Here is a 19,465-nt window from a genome sequence, read left to right as displayed (position 1 = left end):
CCTGTGACACCTCGGTCATCGCTTGCGCGAGCCCTTCTTCTTGATCGGCACGTGCTCGACGGTCGGCACCTCGGACGTCGCCACCTCACCGGGCTCGACGCCCGCGGTGCCGGGCTCGACCGCGCCGGAGTCCGGCAGCGTGCCAGCCACGCCGGAGGTCGGCGTCGCGGGAAGGGCGGGCGGGCCGGCGGGGCGGCTGGCCGAGCGCCGACGCGTCCGCGTCACGACCCGCGGCTTCTCGTCCTCGACAGGTGCCTCGGTCGGCGGTGCGTCAGCAGTCATTTCCCCGGCGGATCCGGTGGCCTGCTCACCGCTCGACGGCTTCTCGGCGACCGGCGGTGCCTCAGCAACCGTTTCCTCGGCCGAGTCGGTTGCCTGGCCACCGCCCGACGGGGTGTCCTCGACGGGCAGTGCGTCGGCAACCGTCTCGTCCGTCGATGCGGTTGCCTGGCCACCGCCCGACGGGGCGTCGGACGGCGCAGCCTCGGTCCCGGGCTCGGGCTCGGCCTCGGGCTCGGTCTCGGGCTCGGACTCCTCGTCGGCGGGCTTCTCGTGGCGCGCCATCGCGGCGACGTCCTTGGGCGACGGCGCGTGGCTCCCGTTGCCGTTCGCGTTTCCGTTGCCGTTCGCACCGGCCTCGTCGCCGGCCCCGCGACGGCCGCGGCGGCGACCGCTGCGGCGGCCCTCGCCCTCGGCAGCCGGGGCGTCGGGGTCGACAGGCTGGTCCTTGATGACCACTCCGCGACCCTGGCAGTGCTCGCAGTTTTCGCTGAACGACTCGAGCAGGCCCGTGCCGATCCGCTTGCGGGTCATCTGCACCAGGCCGAGCGAGGTGACCTCGGCGACCTGGTGGCGGGTGCGGTCACGGCCGAGGCACTCGACGAGACGCCGGACGACGAGGTCGCGGTTGGACTCCAGGACCATGTCGATGAAGTCGACGACGATGATGCCGCCGATGTCGCGCAGCCGGAGCTGGCGCACGATCTCCTCGGCGGCCTCGAGGTTGTTCTTGGTGACCGTCTCCTCGAGGTTGCCCCCGGAGCCGGTGAACTTGCCGGTGTTGACGTCGACGACGGTCATCGCCTCGGTGCGGTCGATGATCAGCGAGCCACCGGAGGGCAGCCAGACCTTGCGGTCGAGGCCCTTGTGGATCTGCTCGTCGATCCGGTAGGTCGAGAACACGTCGCCGGCGCCGTTGCGCTGGTACTTCTCGACGCGCTCGGTCAGGTCCGGCGCCACCGAGTCGACGTACGCGTGGACGGTGTCCCAGGCGTCGTCACCCTCGATGACGAGCTTGGAGAAGTCCTCGGTGAAGAGGTCGCGGACGACCTTGAGGGTCAGGTCGGGCTCCCCGTAGAGGAGCTGCGGGCCGGAGCCCTTGTTGCCCGACTTCTTCTCGATGTCCTCCCAGCGGGCCTTGAGCCGCTCGACGTCGCGGGTCAGCTCCTCCTCGCTGGCGCCCTCGGCAGCCGTACGGACGATGACGCCGGCCGTGTCGGGGACGATCTCCTTGAGGAGCGTCTTGAGCCGGCTGCGCTCGGTGTCGGGCAGCTTGCGCGAGATGCCGGACGTGGTGCCGTCCGGGACGTAGACGAGGAAGCGGCCGGCGAGGCTGACCTGGCTGGTGAGGCGGGCGCCCTTGTGGCCGATCGGGTCCTTGGTGACCTGGACGAGCACCATCTGGCCGCTCGAGAGGACCGACTCGATCTTGCGCGCCTGGCCCTCCTTGTGGCCGAGGGCAGCCCAGTTGACCTCGCCGGCGTAGAGGACCGCGTTGCGACCCTTGCCGATGTCGATGAAGGCGGCCTCCATCGAGGGCAGCACGTTCTGCACGCGCCCGAGGTAGACGTTGCCGATGAGCGAGGTCTGCGACTCGCGGGCGACGTAGTGCTCGACGAGCACCTTGTCCTCGAGGACGGCGATCTGGGTGAGGTCCTGGCGCTGGCGGATCACCATGACGCGCTCGACCGACTCGCGACGGGCGAGGAACTCGGCCTCGCTCACGATCGGCGCGCGGCGGCGACCGGCCTCGCGACCCTCGCGGCGGCGCTGCTTCTTGGCCTCGAGACGCGTCGAGCCCTGGACCGAGGTGATCTGGTCCTCGGCGGAGCGGGTCTTGCGGACGCGGGTGACGGTGTTGGGAGCGTCGTCGTCCCCACCCTCGTCGCCGGAGCGACGGCGGCGACGGCGGCGGCGCGAGGAACCCTCGCCGCTGCCCTCCGCCGCGTCAGCCGAGGAGTCGTCGCCGGGCTTGTCGCCCGTCTTGTCACCGGCGGTGTCCGTGGTCGCGTCGTCCGAGGAGTCGTCGGACGAGTCGTCCGCGCCCTCGGCGGAGTCGCCCCCGTCGCCGCCCTTGCGGCGACGGCGACCACCGCGGCGCCGACGCCGACGGGGGCCGCCGGTCTCGTCGTCGCCGGACTCGTCGTCGGACTGGGAATCGGACTGGGAGTCGGACTGGGAGTCGGACTGCGCGTCGGACTGCGCGTCGGCCGCCTCGGGAGCGTCGGCGTCGTCGGTGGACGTGTCGGCCTCCGGCTCCGGAGCCTGGGTGGCCTTCTTGGCGCGGGACTTGCGGGCCGACTTCTTCGCCGGCGCGGGTTGCTCGACGGGTGCGGCGTCGACATCGGCGCCGGTCGCGGCCTCGTCCTCGTCGTCCTCAGCGGTCTCGACCTCGACCTCGACCGGCTCCGGCGCGGCCTTCTTGCGCGTACGCCGGGTGGTGGTCGCGACGGGAGCCTGGAACAGCACGGCGTGGCCGCCGGGCTCCGCGGGTGCGTCAGCCTCGGCGGCGGCGGTGGTCTCGGGGGACGGGTCGGGCTCGGCAGCCGCAGCCGTCTTGGCGGTGCGCTTGGCGGCCGACTTCCGGGCCGGCGCCTTGGCGGCGGCGCTCTTGCGGGTGGTGGCCTTCTTCGCGGGGGCGGACTCCTCCGCAGCGGGAGCCTCCGGCACGGTGTCGGTGCCCGTGTCGGTCGGCGCCTCGGTGGAGGACTCGGCCATCTTGCGCGTGGACGTGCGCTTGGCAGCGGCCTTCTTGGCAGGTGCCTTGCGGGCGCTGGCCTTCTTGGCCGGCGCCTCGGCGACCGGCGCGGTGATCGGCTCCGCAACCGGCTCAGCCGCGCTGTCAGCAGCGGGTGCCTCGCTCGGGGCCTGGGCCGCGGCCGCCTTCTTGGCGGGGGCCCTGCGCGTCCGTCGGGTCACGACGGGGGGTGCGGGCTCGGAGGAGGGGATCGCTCCGGTGCCGGCTTCCGTGGGCTCGTTCTGGTCGTCCTGGTCGAGCATGGTCGCTCCTCGGGCACCGTGGCGGTGCCGATACGGCGTCCGCCGATCTCGAGTGACGATCCCGGGGACGCAAAGCTTCAGTGGCGGCGACACCCTCCGCGTGTGTGCGTCTCCGGCGGCTGCTCGTCACCTGCCGCGGTCGCCGGGCCACCGTGGGAGTCGCTCTCACCGACTCCTGTGGCCGCGTCGCGGTCCGGTGACGTCCACCCGCTCGGGGTGCCGACCCCTCCCCCAAGGTGCGGGGCGTGGCCGGCGAGAACGTCGTCGGCTCGACAGGTCCCGACGTGTGTGCCGGGGTGTCGAACGCTGCGAGTATCGCACACCGACCCGCGCCGGCCGCTAAGGCCGAGATGCCAGCGGGTCGCCGACCTCGCCGTCGGCGAGCAGCGGTCCCTGCGAGAGCCGGGTCATCAGGGGCGCCTGGCCCGTCTCGAGCCCGGCGACCGTGGTGAGGCCGCGGAGCACGTCGTCGGGGCGGACGGCCGGCGTGCCGTGACGCAGCACGACGTCGAGCGTCGTACGCCCGTCCACACCGGTCGCACCCTCGTCGGCGAGGACCGAGAGCGAGACGACGGCGGCGCGGGCGTCGAACTCGCGCATGCCCTTCTTGGTCATCCGCTCCACCAGCGCTTCGTCCGCGGCGAGGAAGCGCTCCACCGCGTCGGTCACCTCGGCGGAAGCCACGGCCAGGTCGATGCGCCACCGGCTGCCCTCGAGCAGGTCGGACAGCGAGCCGCCCGCTGACTCCACGACGTCGAGGACGTCGAGCCCCGGCGGCAGCGCCTCGTCGAGCATCGCGTGCACGTCGGCGGGAACGACGACCTCGGCGAGCGCGAGCTCGAGGTACTCCGCCTCGCTCGCCGAGCCGGTCGGCGCCGCACCGGCGTACGAGATGCGCGGGTGCGGGTTGAAGCCCGAGGAGTACGCCATCGGCACCCGTGCGCGGAACACGGCGCGCTCGAAGGCGCGGCTGAAGTCGCGGTGACTGGTGAAACGCAGCCGGCCGCGCTTGGCGTAGCGCACCCGGAGGCGCTGCACCGGCGGGGCCTGCTGCTCGGGCTGCTGCTTCACCACCGGTCGTCCTCCTTCGCCTCGTCGTCGACGCCCCGGTCATCAGGCTCGACGACGTCCGTGGGCTCGGGAGCGGACGGCCCGTGCGCCTGCTCGTGCTGCAGCCTCAGCAGCGCGACCTCTTCGGCGAGCGTGCGGGTCCGCTCCTCCAGCCGACCGATCTCGTAGCTCAGCTGGATCGAGATGAACAGCAGCAACATGATCGCGCCGAAGAACAGCAGGTTGGCCGGGACCTCGACGCCCAGCACGTTCGCGGAGCGCGTCAGCAGCTGCGGGAACAGCGCGAGCAACACGGTGGCGAGGACCACGACGACCCAGATCACGGCGTACTTCTCGCGCAGGCGCTGGCGCCGCAGCATCTCGAAGATGACGCCCAGCGTGAAGAGCCCGCCGATCAGGCCGAGCGTGAACGTGGAGCTCATCCCTTCTCCTGTCCCAGCGTCTCGGTGGCCGCCGGCCACCGGCGAACGAGCGCGAGTCCCAGCGCCACCACGGCACGGGCGAGGTAGACGGTCGCGCGCAGAGGACTCTGGCTGGCCTGGCCGACCGTGCGTGGACGCATCTCGACCGGCACCTGGCGCACCGTGCACCCGACCCGGATCGCGATCACGAGGGACTCGACGGTGTCGCCCAGGTACTCCGCGGGGTAGTGGTCGGCGAACACGGCGACGGCTCGCCGGTTAGCGGCACGGAAACCGCTGGTGACGTCGGTCAGCCTCGTGCGCGCCAGGCGCGAGAGCACTCCTGCCAGCAACCACATCGCCCACCTGCGCGGCCCCGTCGCGCGGTAGCTCCCCTCACCGGCGAAGCGTGCACCGATGACGACGTCGGCCTCGCCCAGTCCCTCGATGAGGGTGTCGAGGTAGGTGGGGTCGTGCTGGCCGTCCGCGTCGATCTGGACCACCACGTCGTAGCCCTCGCGGAGCGCGTAGCGGTAGCCGGCGCGCATCGCACCCCCGACTCCGAGGTTGAACGGGAGGCGGGCGACGAGGGCGCCCGCTGCCTCCGCGATGTCCGCGGTGTCGTCGCCGGAGCCGTCGTCGACCACGAGGAGGTCCAGTCCTGGTCGTGAGGCACGGATCTCGGCGATCGTCGTGGCGATGATCCCGGCCTCGTTCCAGGCCGGGATGACCACGAGCACACGCTCGTCGGGTCGCAGTGGCATGGGGGGCACCTTAATGGCCCCCGGCCTCGGAGCCTTGGTCGGCGGCGACCACGCTCAGGCGTACGGCGACGGCGGTGGCGACGAACGCCGCGAGCGAGGCGACAGTGAAGCCACCCAGTCCGCGATCCTCCGGGCTCCAGGGTGGCGCGAGCATCACGACGGCGGCTCCGGCGATCGCGACGGCCCAGCAGGCGGTGAGCTGCCAGTAGCGCTGGAGCGCGACCAGGGCGGCGGCCTGGAGCAGGGCGCCGGCCATCACGCACGTCGCCCCGGCCACCAGCGCGGCCATCACCGCGGACGGACGGTAGTCCGCCCCCAGCACGAGCGCGACCGCCCAGGGGCCGAGGACGTAGCCGACTGCGGCGCCCGCGAGCGCGACCACGGCGCTGCCACCGGCGATCTGGGCGAGGGCACGCGAGATCCGTCGGGTGTCCCCGTCACGGCTCCACCGCACGACCGTGGGCACCGTGAGCGCCTGGACGGGCGCGAGCAGCGCGAGAGGAGCCCGCGCCAGCGTGATCACGGCGAAGAGCACGGCGAGGTCGGCCGCGTTGCCGACGATCGTGGCCGCCACCGTCGGGAAGCCGGTGAGCACGAGCGCGGAGAGGCCGTTGGCCGTGGCGAGGGCAGCGACGGTCCCGCCCACCTCGCGCCAGCGGTCGCGCCGGCTCGACCAGTCGATCTCGCGCGCGACCCGGACGACCACGAAGACCCACACGAGCGATCCGCCCACCGTGGCGACGACCGCCCAGACGACGGTGCCGTCGAGCCCGCTGGCGAGGAGGACACCGAGGACCACCAGCCGCAGGGCACCTTCGCCGGCGAGCAGCGCGGCGTACGGGCGGATGGCGCCGCGTCCGAGGAGGATCCCGCGGGAGAGGATCAGCACCACGAAGTTGACCATGGCGAACAGCGTCAGGAGCACGATCGCGATCGAGCCCTGCACGACCGCCCGCCCCTGGGGAGTCGCCAGCAGGGCGCCCAGCACCACGACGCAGGCCAGCGTTGCCAGCAGCACGGACTGGACGACGCCCACCGGGGTGCGATGGCCGTCCAGGTGGGCCGACGTGGCGCGTCGCGTGACCTCCTGCTCCAAGGCCCCCATGACGCTGGCGAAGGCGAAGATCAGGCCCCACACGGCCTGGAAGTGAGCGTTGTCCGCGGGTGTGAGCCACCGCGCGATGACCACCAGCAGCAGCAGGCCGAGCCCGCTCGAGGCGAAGAACGCGCTCGACAGCAACCCGAGGTGGGAGCCGGCGACGGCGCCGGCCTCGGGCGCCCCGGCGCTATCGGCCACGTCGTCCGGCAGCCATGCGCAGGCCGCGCACCACTCCCGCGCCGAAGAGCACGCCGAACGCGGGGGTCAGCAGGCCGACCGCCACCGACTCCCGCGGCGTGCCGCCCGCCCAGCGGGTCACCGACGCGGTCGAGGCGCACCCGACCACGGCGGCGGCCGCGGTCGCGCGCGGGGCCGACCACGTCACGACGAGGCCGAGCGCACCGGCACCCGCCGCACCTGCCAGCATGCTGCCCGCGCGGCCGGGGTCGCCCAGGTAGCCGTCGACGAAGGTGGTCCCTCGGTAGTAGCACTGCCTCATCCAGGCCGTACGCCCCGACTTCACGTGGTGGCGACACATCACGTCGGGCGAGAGGTGGATGTGCTCGACCTCGGCGACGGCTCGGAGCAACCGAGTGTCGTCGGACGCGAGCGCGCGGTTGTCGAAGTGCGACTCGAAGCCGGCCGCGGCGTCGCGCAGCAGCTGTGCGGGCGCGAGGAACGCCGTGGTGCCCTTCGGGTAGCGGTCGAAGTCGTCCGGACCGAACGCGACGGCCCTGCGGTCGCGGAAGTAGTCGCGCCACCACACCTTGGTGATGCCTGTCCAGAACAGGGCCGCGAGCTCGGTGGACGCGGGCGTGACGTCGTAGTTCCACACACGCTCGCCGCGCGACACCGCCGCGCGGATCCGGCCCAGCGACTCCGGGTCGACCTGCACGCGGGCGTCGAGGAGGAGGACGAGCTCGGTGGTGACGAGGTCGAGCCCACGGCTGCGGGCAGCGAAGCGTCCCTCGTTGGCCTGGTGGACGACCGTGACGTGGGGTCGCGCGTCGACCTCGGCCAGCACCTCGAGGCTCTCGGGATCCGTGGCGCCGTCATCCACGACGACGACCTCGAGCGGCCAGTCGGCTCGAGAGGCGGCGACCTCGAGGGCATCGAGCGCCCGCCGCACCCACGTTCCCTCGTTGTAGGCTGGCATCACCACACCGAGACGGGCGTACGCCTGCGCGGGGTCGTCTCCGGCGGGCCGTGTCGGGCTGTCCTGCACGGTGGTGGACCACCCTTTCGTTGCTCGCTCGATCCGCGAGCAGACGATACTGCAACGCCTAGACGAGTCCCGACCGGATGGTCGGGCAGGGAGAACCAGTGACGATCGCCTTCATCGCCGGGACGACCGCCGAGATCATCAAGCTGGCGCCGGTCATCCGCGCGCTGGAGGAGCGGGGCGAGGCGGTCGAGCTCTGGAACACGGCGTTCCACGTCGGCGGTCTGCCCGCGACGCTCGCCGACCTAGGTCTCCCCCAGCCGAGCATCGACCTCGTGCCGGAGGGGCGGCAGAGCGACGTCGTACGCGTCACCCAGGTGCCCGGGTGGGCCGCGCGCATCGCCTGGACCGTCGTACGCCGTCGGCGCGAGCTGCGTCGTCGACTGGCGCGTGGTGAGGCGTCCCCGCTCGTCGTGGTGCACGGCGACACGTTCAGCACCGTCCTCGGAGCCCTGATCGGGCGCGTCCTGCGCGCCGAGGTGGCCCACGTGGAGGCCGGGATGCGCACCGGGGACATCTGGCACCCGATGCCCGAGGAGATCAACCGTCGCGTCGTGGCGAAGATCGCCACCCTGCACTTCGCTCCGACCCAGCTCGAGGTGGGTCACCTGCGCCGGGAGAAGGCAAAAGGCTCGATCGTCGACACCGGGGCCAACACGGTGATCGACGCGCTCCGCATGGCCATCGACGGAGACGCCCCCGCGATCGACCTGCCCGACGAGTTCGGTCTGGTCACGCTGCACCGCTTCGAGATGCTGCGCAACGGCCCCGTCTTCTCCCGGACGCTGGAGGTGCTGGCCGAGTCGACCCGGTCGACCGACGCGATGCCGCTCGTCATGCCGGCAGGCAACACCGAGCGCAACCGGATCGACGAGCTCGGCCTGGGTCACCTGTTCGGCGACCGGTTCCGGCTGGTCGACAAGCAGCCCTACGCACGTTTCATGCCGCTGCTGGCCAGGGCGAGCTTCGTCGTCACCGACTCCGGTGGGCTCCAGCAGGAGTGCGGCATCCTCGGCAAGCCGGCCGCGATCCACCGCGAGGCCGTCGAGTCGCAGCAGGGCATCGGCGACAACCTGCTGCTGACCGGGCTGGACATGGAGGTCCTGCGCGGCTTCCTCGACGGCTGGCGGGACTACGCCCGCCCCTCGCTGCTCGACCAGTTCCACCCCACCGCCGCGATCGTCGCGGAGCTGGGACGCACGGGTCACCTCACAACGTGATCTCCCGGCCCTCCTCGGCCGAGCGCAGGCAGGCGTCGACGACGCGCAGGGTCTGCACGCCCTCCGTCATCGGCACGATGCCGGCGCTGTCCGTGCCGAGCACGGCGTCGCGGAAGTGGGCCTGCTCGACGGCGAGCGGCTCCCGCTTCTGGATGGCGAACCGCGTCACGTCGCCCTCGTTGACGCCCCGGAAGGTGGCGACGGCGTCCCACTCGCTCTCGAACGTGCCGTTGGCGTAGAACGTCAGGTCACCGGTCAGGGTGTCGGCCACGAGCGCGCCGCGCTCGCCGGTGGCGATGCACTGGCGCTCCTTGCGCGGCGAGAGCCAGTTGACGAGGTGGTTGACGATCACACCGTTGGCGAGGCGACCGGTGGCGACCACCATGTCCTCCTTGTCACGGCCCGATCGGTGCTGGGTGTGCGCGGTGAGCCGGACGTAGGTCGAGTCGGCGATCCACGGGGTCAGGTCGAAGTCGTGGGTGGCGAGGTCCTGCACGACACCCACGTCGGTGATGCGGGGCGGGAACGGGCCCTGACGCGAGGTGGTGATCTGGTAGATCTCGCCCAGCACCCCCTGCTGGATGCGCTCGCGCATCGCGATGACGGCAGGGTTGCACCGCTCGACGTAGCCCACGCAGCCGACGACGCCGGCATCCTCGAAGGCCGCGCCCACGCGCTCCCCCGCCTCGACCGAGTGCGCGATCGGCTTCTCGACCATCGTGGCGACACCAGCGGCGGCCAGCGCCAGGGCGACCTCCTCGTGGTGGACGGTGGGCACCGCCACCACGGCCGCGTCGAGGCCGGCCGCGATGAACGCGTCGACGTCGGCGTGGACCGGCAGGTCCTCGGCCACGCCGAACTTGTCGCCGATGGGGTCCGCGACCGCGACGAGCTCCATGCCCGGCGTTGCGCGGATCACCCGCGCGTGGTGGCGGCCCATCGAGCCGAGGCCGATGACCCCGGTGCGGAGAGTCCTGTCGGTGCTCATCAGGCGCCCGCCTTCACCACGACGTTGACGGCCTCGACGATGCGGTCGAGGTCGGACTGGTCGAGCGAGGGGTGGACGGGGAGCGAGAGCACCTCGGCCGCGGCCCGCTCGGTCTCCGGCAGGTCCAGCCCCGGCGCGAACCGGGTCAGCGACTCCAGCCGGTGGTTGGGGATGGGGTAGTAGACGCCCGACCCGACCTGGAACTCCTCACGGAGACGTCGTACGACCTCGTCGCGGTCCTCGGCGACCCGGATCGTGTACTGGTGGTAGACGTGCGTGGCGGCGTCGGCCACGGCAGGCGTGACGACGCCCTCGAGGTGGGCGTCGAGGAAGGCCGCGTTGGCCCGGCGCGTCTCGGTCCAGGCGCCGACCTTGGTCAGCTGGACGCGGCCGATGGCCGCGTGGATGTCGGTCATCCGGTTGTTGAGGCCGATGACCTCGTTGGCGTACTGGCGCTCCATGCCCTGGTTGCGCAGCAGCTTCACCCGGCGGACGAGCTCGTCGTCGGCGCAGGAGACCATGCCGCCCTCGCCCGACGTCATGTTCTTGGTCGGATACAGCGAGAACATGGCGAAGGAGCCGAACGAGCCGACGCTCGCGCCGTTCCAGGTGGCGCCGTGGGCCTGCGCCGCGTCCTCGAAGAGCATCACGTCGTGACGTGCCGCGACCTCACCGAGAGCAGTCATGTCGGCCGGGTGCCCGAAGAGGTGGACCGGCATGATCGCCTTGGTCCGCTCGGTGATCGCGGCTTCGACGGCGACGGGGTCCAGGCAGAAGAACGTGGGCTCGATGTCGACGAAGACCGGCGTGGCACCGGTGAGCGCGACCGAGTTCGCGGTCGCGGCGAAGGTGAAGGACGGGACGATGACCTCGTCACCCGGACCGACGCCCGCCGCGAGCAGACCGAGGTGGAGCCCCGACGTGCCGGAGTTGACCGCCACGCAGGCGCGTCCGTCGACCAGCTGGTCACCGAACTCCTGCTCGAAGGCGGCCACCTGGGGCCCCTGGGCGACCTGGCCCGTGGCGAGCACGGCGTCGACGGCCGCGCGCTCCTCGTCGCCGATGATCGGCTTGGCGGGTGGGATGAATGCGAGGTCCATCAGGACGCCCTCTCTGTCAGTTTTCCATCTGTCTCGTCGTGCACGGCTCCGGTCACGGGGTCCACCCACGTGCCGTCGCCGCGGTCCTGCAGCCTGTTGCCCGCGCGGGAGACCCAACCGATCCGTCGGGCGGGCACGCCGACGACGAGGGCGTGTGCGGGCACGTCGGACGTGACCACCGCTCCGGCGGCGACCATCGCCCACGCCCCGACCGTCACCGGGGCGACGCACACGGCGCGAGCGCCGATCGCCGCACCGTCCTCGATGGTGACGCCAACCGCCTCCCAGTCGTCACCGGACTTCAGCGAGCCGTCCGGGTTCACTGCACGCGGATAGGTGTCGTTCGTCAGGACGACCGCAGGGCCGATGAAGACACCGTTGCCGAGCCGTGCCGGCTCGTAGACGAGCGCGTGGTTCTGCACCTTGCAGTTGTCACCCATCACGACGCCCGAACCGATGTAGGCACCTCGACCGATGACGCACCCGGTGCCCAGCACGGCGTTCTCACGGATCTGGCAGAGGTGCCAGATGCTGCTGCCGTCGCCGATCGTCGCCTGGGGCGACACCTCGGCGGACTCGACGACGCGGTAGCTCATGCGATCTCCTCGGTGACGGGGCTCGACGGGGGTGCCTCCTGCGGCAGGCGCCGCCAGTGCATGACGACGATCGGCGCGACGAACACGGCGAAGGACACGCCTGCGGCGATCGTCACGGTGTCCGGGGACGGCGCCGACTGCCACCACCACTCGAGCGAGTCGATCATGGTCGGGCCGTCGGTGCCGGTGACGTAGCGGCGGATGTTGGCGTACACAGCAGCAGCGTTGGCCACGGTGAGGGCCAACGCGATCATCACGGACTGGACCCGGCTGAGCCCGACGACCCGGTCGGCCGTCCGATCGAGCAGGAGGATCGCCAGCAGCATCGGCATCAGCGGGAGGATGTAGCGCGGCTGGACGCTCTCCCCCACGATGAGCCGGGTGCGGACGAGGGTGAGCATCGGCAGCGCGAGCATGGGGGTGAACACGATCGCCGCCGCGACAGCCTTCGGCCACGCCATCCGGCCCAGGCCGGTCAGACCGAGGAAGCCGACGATGAGCGCCACCGGGTAGGCGGTGATCGAGTGCACAGCCGTGTCGAGCCAGCCGAGGCCGAAGGCATAGCCGAACATCCCGCTGAACAGGGCGGGGAACTCCAGCAGCAGGTTGGGGACGACCTCGCTCAGCGTGCGGTCGGTCTCCGCCGACGCACCGGCGATGCTGGCCACCTGGGCAGCGACGAGCACCCGCCACAGGCACACCGCGGCAACCACTGCCGGGATCACCAGCAGCTTCTTGTGGGCCAGGATCGTGCGCGCGTGGAGCGCACACAGGGCCACGGTGATCACGCCGGCGTAGGCGGGTGCGTCACCGCGGGCCGCGAGCGCCATCGCCAGGGCGAGCACCCCGAGGACGCCGGCGACGATGCGTCGTACGCGGTCCTCGCGGCCGTCGAGCAGGAGCACCGTGTGCAGGGCGAAGCCGTACGCGGTGAGCCCGCTCAGCGCCCAGCTGCTGGGGTTGACGGAAGCGAGGATGAACCAGCCCAGCGGCATCAGCACGACTGCGAACGTGAGAGCCATCAACCGCCTCACGGCCGTCGTGGACACGAGGGCGATCGCGCCCATCAGGAGCGCGGCCAGGGTCACGTTGAGCATGCGCATGGCCAGGACGGACTCGGGGATGCTGTCCTGCACGAGCAGGTGCATCACCCGGTAGAACCCACCGGGATAGGTGCCGTTGTCGATCGCCTCGGTCGAGACCTCCTGCCCCTCGAGCGGACGCTGGCAGGCTCCCGACTCGGTCGGGACGAAGGCGTAGCAGTTGGGCGTGCCCACCAGGGCCGGCACCTCGACGACGCGACCACCGGTGGTCGCGGAGGTCCCCGTGACCCGGCACGTGTCGGGCGACGTGGACGACGACGCACCCACGCACCAGATCGTTGTCTGGTGGTAGTTGTCGTCAGGCGAGGACCCCAGGGGCGACGACAGCGCCCACATGGCTCCGCACACGATGGCGGCCACCACGACCGCCACCACAGACCCGACCCGAATCATGCCCCCTGCTCTCTGACCGACACCATGTCGGCGACACACCCTAGTCACTTCGTGGCCCAAAGCCCGCCTCGGCGAGCCCGCCCGCGAACGAGCAGGCCGAGCGAGCGCCCGACGCCTGACTCCCTCGGCGGCGCCGCATCCAGCAAGCGCACGAGACCGCTCGGCCCGGCCAGCTCAGTCCTTCGCGGTCCTGTTCGCCCGCGACGCGGTTCCGCGGGTGGGCCTCGAGCGCGCGGGCTGGTTGATCTGCTGGTCGAGGAGACGGTGCGGGTCCACCATCGGCGAAGCGATCGCGGCCGGGGTGTAGAGGTCCTTGTCCGGGATGCCCCACCGTCGTACGACGAGGTGTCGCTCCCACGGCTGGACCGCGCTGTCGCGCGTCTGGGACTCGAAGTGGAACAGCTCACAGTTGGCGACCCACACCGTGCGGTAGCCGTGGTGCGTCACCTTGTAGCAGAAGTCCACGTCGTTGAAGTTGGAGGGCAGCGCCTCGCTGAAGCCGCCGATGCCGATGAACACGTCACGCCTGATCGCGGCGCAGGCGGCGGTGACGCCCGTGACCTCGCGGTTGACCGCGAGCTCCCCGAACGGGCCGGCATCGTCGCGGGTGCGGAAGCGGAAGGGGTGGTGGTAGTGCTTGCCCCAGTAACCGTGGCCGGCGTGCTGGATGGAGCCGTCGCTGAAGTAGAGCTTCGCGCCGGTCAGACCCACGTCGGGCTCGTCGAGCGGACCGACCAGGTTCTCCAGCCACCGGTCGCTGATGACCTCCACGTCGTCGTTGAGGAAGACCAGCCGGTCGCCCGTGGCTCGCAGTGCGCCCACGTTGCACTTCTCGGAGAAGTTGAACGGCTTGTCGTAGGGCTCGAGCACCAGCTTGTCCCCGGCGATGTCGCGCAACACCTCCAGGACCGAGCTCGGAGTCGGTTCGTCGTGGACCACGACGACCTCGACGTTGTCGTGGTCCGTCTTGGCCAGCAGCGAGCGCACCGTCTCCTCGACGAGCACCCGACGTTCGCCGAAGACGAGCGCCGACCCACCCAGTGTGGGGATGATCACCGACACCCGGACATCCGGATCGAGGTCACGTTGGATGACGTAGCGACCTGGCTCGCGTCCCTGCTCGACCCGTCCCGCGATGCCGAGGCGGTCGAGCTGGTCCTGGACGGCGCGCTGGCCGGCGATGGTCGCGTAGGGCTTGGCGTCGATGTCGGCCGCCGCCGAGCCGGCGATGGCGCGCCAGTGGTAGAGCACCTGCGGCACGTGGACGACACGTCGCGCGCGCTCGCTCACGCGGAGCGCGAGGTCGTGGTCCTGCGACCCGTCGTAGCCCTCGCGGAACGAGCCCACCTCACGCACCAGCGACGTGCGCATCACCGACAGGTGCGAGGTGTACATCTGGCCGCGGAGCCGCTCGGGTGACCACCTCGGCTTGCGGAACGGCGAGTGGAGCGTGCCGTCCTCGTCTGCCTTGTCCTCGTCGGAGTAGAGGTAGTCGGTGTCGTCGTGCAGCGCGATGTGTCGCGCCATCGCCTTGAGGGCGGTGGGCACGAGCAGGTCGTCATGGTCGAGGAACACGAGGAACTCGCCCTGCGCCGCGGCGACGCCGTCGTTGGAGGCCTTGACGATGTGACCGTTGTCGGCACGCTCGATGAGCCGGACGCGAGGATCCGTGGCCGCGTGTGCCCGGATGAACGCGCGTACGTCGTCGGTCGGCGAGTGGTCGTCGACGAGCACCCACTCCCAGTCCTGGTGCTCCTGCTCGAGCACCGAGGCGAAGGTCTCCTCGAAGATCCGCAGCGGCGGGTCGTAGACAGGAGTGACGATGGAGAACAGCGGGGAGGTCATCGGGCAGGGCCCCGCAGCCTCCGTGCCACGCGAGCCGCGAGCGACCGGGACCCTGCACCCTCGAGCTCGGCGACCCGCCGCTCGAGCCGCGCGTTGCGGTCGCGGGCGGTGGTCAAGCGGGACTGCAGGCCGGAGATGCGCTTGCCCTGGGCCTTCTTGCGCTCGGCGAGGCGCTCCGCACGCGCGGTGACCTTCCTGAGCGCGCCGTGGAGGCGGAGGATGTCGTCGTTCTGCCGACCGATCTCCGCCTCGATCCCCACGATGTGGTCGCGCTGGAGGAGCTGCGCGTGACGTGCCTCGAGCACCTCTGCCTCGAACTTCTTGACGAGCTCGACCTGCTCGGTGAGGGCGGCCGTCGCCCCGCCGTCCTCCTCGAGCCGGGAGATCTCCCGGTGCGCCGCGAGCAGCGCCTCCCTCTTGGCGAGCGTCTCGCCGATGAGCGGGCCGACGACCGCCTCGTAGCGGCTGACCACCTCACGCGCCGTCAGGGTGCTGCGCTCGAGCATCACCGCCCACGGCGTGATGAACCCGAGGTCGGCGTCCGTGCGGCGGTAGAAGCCGCGGTCGGCGAACCAGGCCATCCACTGCGCGGTCTCGTGGACGTTGATGTGCGTGGGCTCGGCCAGGTCGAGGGGGCTGGACGAGAACACGATGCGGTCGGTCGCCCGACACATCTCGTCCATCGCGTCGAGCGCCTGGCTCGACTCCATGTGCTCGAGGACCTCGATGCAGGTGATGAGGTCGTAGCGGCCCTCGATGGGCTCGGTCGCGGACCCGACCCGCAACCGGTCGCGCACGTCCGGGTGGGACGACTCCACGGCGTGCTGCGAGATGTCGACCCCGTGGGCGTCCGCGCCGGCCTCGACGAACGCCTGGACCAGCAGCCCCTTGGCGCACCCGACGTCGAGCACCGACGACGCCGGGCTGATGGCGAGGATCCGGCGAGCCATCCGGGTGAAGAACTCGCGCCAGGACTCGCTCTCCCACGAGTACGCGTCGGCACCACCGAGGTGCGAGGCGTAGTAGGCACCGCCGTAGTCCTCCGACGAGGTCGTCAGGCCGGCGGTGGGGCTCGAGCTCGACTCCGACATGCGTGTCTCCTCCTCAACGGCGCCACGGCGCGCCACAGGTTATCCAACGTCGTCCCGGGGATGGTGCCCGGGACGTGGCCGCCTCAGACGACCGACAGCGGCAGCAGCTTCTGGCCGGTGGGGCCGATCTGGATCTCGGTCTGCATCTCGGGGCACACGCCGCAGTCGTAGCACGGCGTCCAGCGGCAGTCCTCGATCTCGATGTCGGCGCCGTCGGCGGCCGCGAGGGCGTCCTCCCAGTCGCCCCACAGCCAGTCCTTGTCGAGGCCGGAGTCGAGGTGCTCCCACGGCAGCACCTCGTCGTAGTCGCGCTCACGGATCGTGTACCAGTCGACGTCCACCCCGGTGCCGGCCAGCCCGCGCTCGGCGGACTCCATCCACCGGTCGTAGGAGAAGTGCTCGCTCCAGCCGTCGAACCGGCCGCCGTCGCGCCAGACCTCCTCGATCACGCGACCGACACGGCGGTCGCCGCGGGACAGCAGTCCCTCGACGATCCCGGGCTTGCCGTCGTGGTAGCGGAAGCCGATGGCGCGGGCGAACTTCTTGTCGTCGCGCACGACGTCGCGCAGCTTCTTGAGCCGGTCGTCGGTGGTCTGGTGGTCGAGCTGCGCGGCCCACTGGAAGGGCGTGTGCGGCTTCGGCACGAACCCGCCGATCGACACCGTGCAGCGGATGTCGTTGCGGCCGGTGACCTCGCGGCCCTTGGCGATCACGCGCTTGGCGAGGTCGGCGACCTGCAGCACGTCCTCGTCGGTCTCGGTGGGCAGGCCGACCATGAAGTAGAGCTTCACCTGGCGCCAGCCGTGGGAGTACGCCGTCGCGACGGTGCGGATCAGGTCCTCCTCGCTCACCATCTTGTTGATCACCTTGCGCATCCGCTCCGAGCCGCCCTCGGGGGCGAAGGTCAGGCCCGACCGTCGGCCGTTGCGGGAGAACTCGTTGGCGAGGGTGATGTTGAAGGCGTCGACGCGCGTGCTGGGCAGCGACAGGGAGACGTTGGAGCCCTCGTAGCGGTCGGCAAGGCCCGTGGCGACGTCGGCGATCTCGGTGTGGTCGGCGCTGGAGAGCGAGAGCAGGCCGACCTCCTCGAACCCGGTCTTGCGGATGCCGTTCTCGACCATCGCGCCGATGGTCTCGAGCGAGCGCTCGCGCACCGGGCGGGTGATCATCCCGGCCTGGCAGAAGCGGCAGCCACGCGTGCAGCCACGGAAGATCTCCACGGAGAAGCGCTCGTGGACGGTCTCGGCGAGCGGCACCAGCGGATTGGCCGGGTAGGGCCACTGGTCGAGGTCCATCAGCGTGTGCTTGCGGACCCGGAACGGGATGCCCGGGCGGTTGGGCACGACGGCCTCGATCGAGCCGTCGGCGGCGTAGGCCACGTCGTAGAAGCGGGGGACGTAGATGTTGCCGGTGACGGCGAGGCGGCGCAGCAGCTCGTCGCGGCCGCCCGGCTCGCCCTCGGTCTTCCACTCGCGGACGACCTCGGAGATCGCGAGGACGACCTCCTCGCCGTCCCCGAGGACGGCCGCGTCGATGAAGTCGGCGATGGGCTCGGGGTTGAAGGCGGCGTGGCCGCCGGCGATCACGATCGGGTCGTCCTTGCCGCGGTCGGCCGCGTGGAGCGGGATCCCGGCGAGGTCGAGGGCGTTGAGCATGTTGGTGTAGCCGAGCTCGGTGGAGAAGCTCAGGCCGAAGAGGTCGAAGGCGCCGACCGGGCGGTGGCTGTCGACGGTGAACTGCGGGATCGGGCCGTGCTCGTCACCGGTGCGCATCACCTGCTCCATGTCGGGCCACACCGAGTAGGTGCGCTCGGCGAGGATCCAGTCGCGCTCGTTGAGCACCTCGTAGAGGATCTGGACGCCCTGGTTGGGCAGGCCGACCTCGTAGGCGTCGGGGTACATGAGCGCCCAGCGCACGGTCGGGCCCTCGAGGGCGCAGTCCCACTCCTTGACGACGGAGTTCAGCTCGCCGCCGACGTACTGGATGGGCTTCTGCACCGAGGGGAGCCTGGACTCCAGGCGCGGGAAGACCGACGCGACGGACATGAGCGAAACACCTCGGGTGACTAGGGGAAGAGCCGACCGCCAAGGGTACGTCGGGCGCGCGGGCGCCGCCTACTCAGCGGCGGGTGGTCGCGGTCGACCTCAGGTGGATGTTCTGGAGCAGGCCGAGCGCGAGCATCCCCGCGAAGAGCGAGCTGCCGCCGTAGGACACGAACGGCAGCGGGACGCCGGTGACGGGCATGATGCCCAGGCACATGCCGATGTTCTGGAAGGCCTGGAAGCCGAACCAGCAGGCGATGCCGGCGGCCGCGACCCGGCCGAAGAGGTCACCCGCCTCGGCGGAGATCGCGAGCGCGCGCCAGATCACCACGGCGAGCAGCAGGATCAGGATGCCGGCGCCGACCAGGCCGAGCTCCTCGCCCGCGACGGTGAAGATGAAGTCGGTGTGCTGCTCGGGGACGAACCCCGAGCGGGTCTGCGAGCCGTCGAAGAGGCCCTGGCCGAGGAGGCCGCCGTTGCCGACCGCGATGCGCGCCTGCTCGACGTTGTAGCCGGCGCCGCGAGGGTCGAGCGTCGGGTCCATGAAGGCCAGGAAGCGGTCGACCTGGTAGGGCTTGAGCACCCCCGCCGACACCGCCCCGATCGCCCCGACGACCGCACCCAGGGTCAGGCCTGCCAGCCAGGTCCGGCCGGCGCCGGCGACCGCGAGGACGCCGAAGACGGTCGCGGAGAGCACGAGCATGGTGCCGAGGTCGGGCTGGAGCAGGATCAGCACCGCGGGGATGCCGGCGATGAGCAGCATCCCGACGACCTCCAGGCTGCCCACTCCCCTGCCCCAGCGGCGCTCGGTGCGCTCGGCGACGACGAGGGCCATCCCGATGACCACCGCGAGCTTGGCGAACTCCGAGGGCTGGATCGACATCCCGCCGACCTGGAGCCACGAGCGGGACCCGTTGATGGTGCTGCCGGCGACCAGCACCATCGCCAGCCCACCGATGCTGGCGACGTAGGCCAGCGGGGCGAGGATCCGCACCCAGCGGTGGTCGGTCGCCATCACCGCGACCATCAGCACGAGGCCGATCGCGATGTTGACCAGCTGCTTGCGGAGGTAGGTGTTGGGGTCGCCGCCGGTGAGGTCGGCGCGCGTGGAGGTCGCCGACCAGACCAGCAGCGTGCCCATCGTGATGAGGGCGAGCGAGGCGAGCATCAGCAGCCAGTCGAGGCCGGGCGCGCGCAGCGTGGGCGTGGCCTGTGACGGCCGCCCCGGGCGGGCGGAGGTGATGGTCATCG

At 71.4% G+C, this 19,465-nt stretch carries 15 protein-coding genes; 1 reads left to right on the top strand and 14 read right to left on the bottom strand.

The window, feature by feature from the left end; all coding sequences use genetic code 11:
* Positions 1 to 15: 15 nt before the first annotated feature.
* The 6 genes from JI751_RS06250 to JI751_RS06225 form a co-directional block, all read right to left on the bottom strand.
* A complete protein-coding gene (locus JI751_RS06250) occupies positions 16 to 3,279 on the bottom strand; it encodes an Rne/Rng family ribonuclease (protein ID WP_201934840.1) in 3,264 nt (1,087 codons plus the stop codon).
* Positions 3,280 to 3,618: 339 nt separating this feature from the next.
* Positions 3,619 to 4,353: a TIGR03936 family radical SAM-associated protein gene (locus JI751_RS06245; RefSeq protein WP_372440553.1), complete on the bottom strand. Its 735-nt coding sequence runs from the start codon at positions 4,351 to 4,353 to the stop codon at positions 3,619 to 3,621.
* Entirely contained in the window at positions 4,347 to 4,772 is a 426-nt protein-coding gene (locus JI751_RS06240; protein WP_201934838.1) for a DUF2304 domain-containing protein, read from the bottom strand. The genes JI751_RS06245 and JI751_RS06240 overlap by 7 nt, the downstream gene beginning before the upstream one ends.
* Positions 4,769 to 5,515, bottom strand: coding sequence for a glycosyltransferase family 2 protein (locus JI751_RS06235; RefSeq protein ID WP_201934836.1), 747 nt, complete (start codon positions 5,513 to 5,515; stop codon positions 4,769 to 4,771). The genes JI751_RS06240 and JI751_RS06235 overlap by 4 nt, the downstream gene beginning before the upstream one ends.
* Positions 5,516 to 5,525: 10 nt before the next feature.
* Entirely contained in the window at positions 5,526 to 6,812 is a 1,287-nt protein-coding gene (locus tag JI751_RS06230) for a hypothetical protein (RefSeq protein ID WP_201934834.1), read from the bottom strand.
* Positions 6,802 to 7,770 carry a glycosyltransferase gene (locus tag JI751_RS06225; RefSeq protein ID WP_201934832.1) on the bottom strand — a complete coding sequence of 323 codons (969 nt, stop codon included), beginning with the start codon at positions 7,768 to 7,770 and terminating at the stop codon, positions 6,802 to 6,804. The genes JI751_RS06230 and JI751_RS06225 overlap by 11 nt, the downstream gene beginning before the upstream one ends.
* 167 nt (positions 7,771 to 7,937) lie before the next feature.
* Here JI751_RS06225 and JI751_RS06220 point away from each other — a divergent pair, with 167 nt between their 5' ends.
* Positions 7,938 to 9,056, top strand: coding sequence for a UDP-N-acetylglucosamine 2-epimerase (locus JI751_RS06220; RefSeq protein ID WP_201934830.1), 1,119 nt, complete (start codon positions 7,938 to 7,940; stop codon positions 9,054 to 9,056).
* Here JI751_RS06220 and JI751_RS06215 read toward each other — a convergent pair.
* The 8 genes from JI751_RS06215 to rodA form a co-directional block, all read right to left on the bottom strand.
* Positions 9,046 to 10,044: a Gfo/Idh/MocA family protein gene (locus JI751_RS06215; protein ID WP_201934826.1), complete on the bottom strand. Its 999-nt coding sequence runs from the start codon at positions 10,042 to 10,044 to the stop codon at positions 9,046 to 9,048. The genes JI751_RS06220 and JI751_RS06215 overlap by 11 nt on opposite strands.
* The gene (locus tag JI751_RS06210; protein WP_201934825.1) at positions 10,044 to 11,144 is read right to left on the bottom strand and encodes a DegT/DnrJ/EryC1/StrS family aminotransferase; all 1,101 of its coding nucleotides are present in this window, start codon (positions 11,142 to 11,144) and stop codon (positions 10,044 to 10,046) included. Before JI751_RS06210 ends, JI751_RS06215 begins: the two co-directional genes overlap by 1 nt.
* On the bottom strand, positions 11,144 to 11,740 hold the full coding sequence (locus tag JI751_RS06205) for an acyltransferase (protein ID WP_201934823.1): 597 nt from the start codon (positions 11,738 to 11,740) through the stop codon (positions 11,144 to 11,146). The genes JI751_RS06210 and JI751_RS06205 overlap by 1 nt, the downstream gene beginning before the upstream one ends.
* Entirely contained in the window at positions 11,737 to 13,179 is a 1,443-nt protein-coding gene (locus JI751_RS06200) for a DUF2142 domain-containing protein (protein WP_236665882.1), read from the bottom strand. Before JI751_RS06200 ends, JI751_RS06205 begins: the two co-directional genes overlap by 4 nt.
* Before the next feature lie 231 nt (positions 13,180 to 13,410).
* The gene (locus tag JI751_RS06195; RefSeq protein ID WP_201934819.1) at positions 13,411 to 15,081 is read right to left on the bottom strand and encodes a glycosyltransferase family 2 protein; all 1,671 of its coding nucleotides are present in this window, start codon (positions 15,079 to 15,081) and stop codon (positions 13,411 to 13,413) included.
* A complete protein-coding gene (locus JI751_RS06190; RefSeq protein WP_201934818.1) occupies positions 15,078 to 16,172 on the bottom strand; it encodes a class I SAM-dependent methyltransferase in 1,095 nt (364 codons plus the stop codon). Before JI751_RS06190 ends, JI751_RS06195 begins: the two co-directional genes overlap by 4 nt.
* Positions 16,173 to 16,255: 83 nt before the next feature.
* Positions 16,256 to 18,217, bottom strand: a complete 1,962-nt coding sequence (locus JI751_RS06185; RefSeq protein WP_201934817.1) for a TIGR03960 family B12-binding radical SAM protein — start codon at positions 18,215 to 18,217, stop codon at positions 16,256 to 16,258.
* Positions 18,218 to 18,290: 73 nt separating this feature from the next.
* Positions 18,291 to 19,463, bottom strand: coding sequence for a rod shape-determining protein RodA (gene rodA / locus JI751_RS06180; protein ID WP_201934814.1), 1,173 nt, complete (start codon positions 19,461 to 19,463; stop codon positions 18,291 to 18,293).
* Positions 19,464 to 19,465 lie beyond the last annotated feature (2 nt).

The sequence above is a fragment of the Nocardioides baculatus genome, from assembly GCF_016735675.1.
GTDB lineage: Bacteria > Actinomycetota > Actinomycetes > Propionibacteriales > Nocardioidaceae > Nocardioides > Nocardioides baculatus.
This window is presented reverse-complemented; position numbering and strand designations above follow the sequence as displayed.

What these genes read in the sequence shown, in the direction of transcription:
- JI751_RS06250 (WP_201934840.1), bottom strand. Translation starts at nt 3,279, where the DNA reads ATGCTCGACCAGGACGACCAGAACGAGCCCACGGAAGCCGGCACCGGA.
- JI751_RS06240 (WP_201934838.1), bottom strand. Translation starts at nt 4,772, where the DNA reads ATGAGCTCCACGTTCACGCTCGGCCTGATCGGCGGGCTCTTCACGCTG.
- JI751_RS06235 (WP_201934836.1), bottom strand. Translation starts at nt 5,515, where the DNA reads ATGCCACTGCGACCCGACGAGCGTGTGCTCGTGGTCATCCCGGCCTGG.
- JI751_RS06225 (WP_201934832.1), bottom strand. Translation starts at nt 7,770, where the DNA reads ATGCCAGCCTACAACGAGGGAACGTGGGTGCGGCGGGCGCTCGATGCC.
- JI751_RS06215 (WP_201934826.1), bottom strand. Translation starts at nt 10,044, where the DNA reads ATGAGCACCGACAGGACTCTCCGCACCGGGGTCATCGGCCTCGGCTCG.
- JI751_RS06210 (WP_201934825.1), bottom strand. Translation starts at nt 11,144, where the DNA reads ATGGACCTCGCATTCATCCCACCCGCCAAGCCGATCATCGGCGACGAG.
- JI751_RS06205 (WP_201934823.1), bottom strand. Translation starts at nt 11,740, where the DNA reads ATGAGCTACCGCGTCGTCGAGTCCGCCGAGGTGTCGCCCCAGGCGACG.
- JI751_RS06200 (WP_236665882.1), bottom strand. Translation starts at nt 13,179, where the DNA reads ATGTGGGCGCTGTCGTCGCCCCTGGGGTCCTCGCCTGACGACAACTAC.
- JI751_RS06195 (WP_201934819.1), bottom strand. Translation starts at nt 15,081, where the DNA reads ATGACCTCCCCGCTGTTCTCCATCGTCACTCCTGTCTACGACCCGCCG.
- JI751_RS06190 (WP_201934818.1), bottom strand. Translation starts at nt 16,172, where the DNA reads ATGTCGGAGTCGAGCTCGAGCCCCACCGCCGGCCTGACGACCTCGTCG.
- JI751_RS06185 (WP_201934817.1), bottom strand. Translation starts at nt 18,217, where the DNA reads ATGTCCGTCGCGTCGGTCTTCCCGCGCCTGGAGTCCAGGCTCCCCTCG.
- rodA (WP_201934814.1), bottom strand. Translation starts at nt 19,463, where the DNA reads ATGACCATCACCTCCGCCCGCCCGGGGCGGCCGTCACAGGCCACGCCC.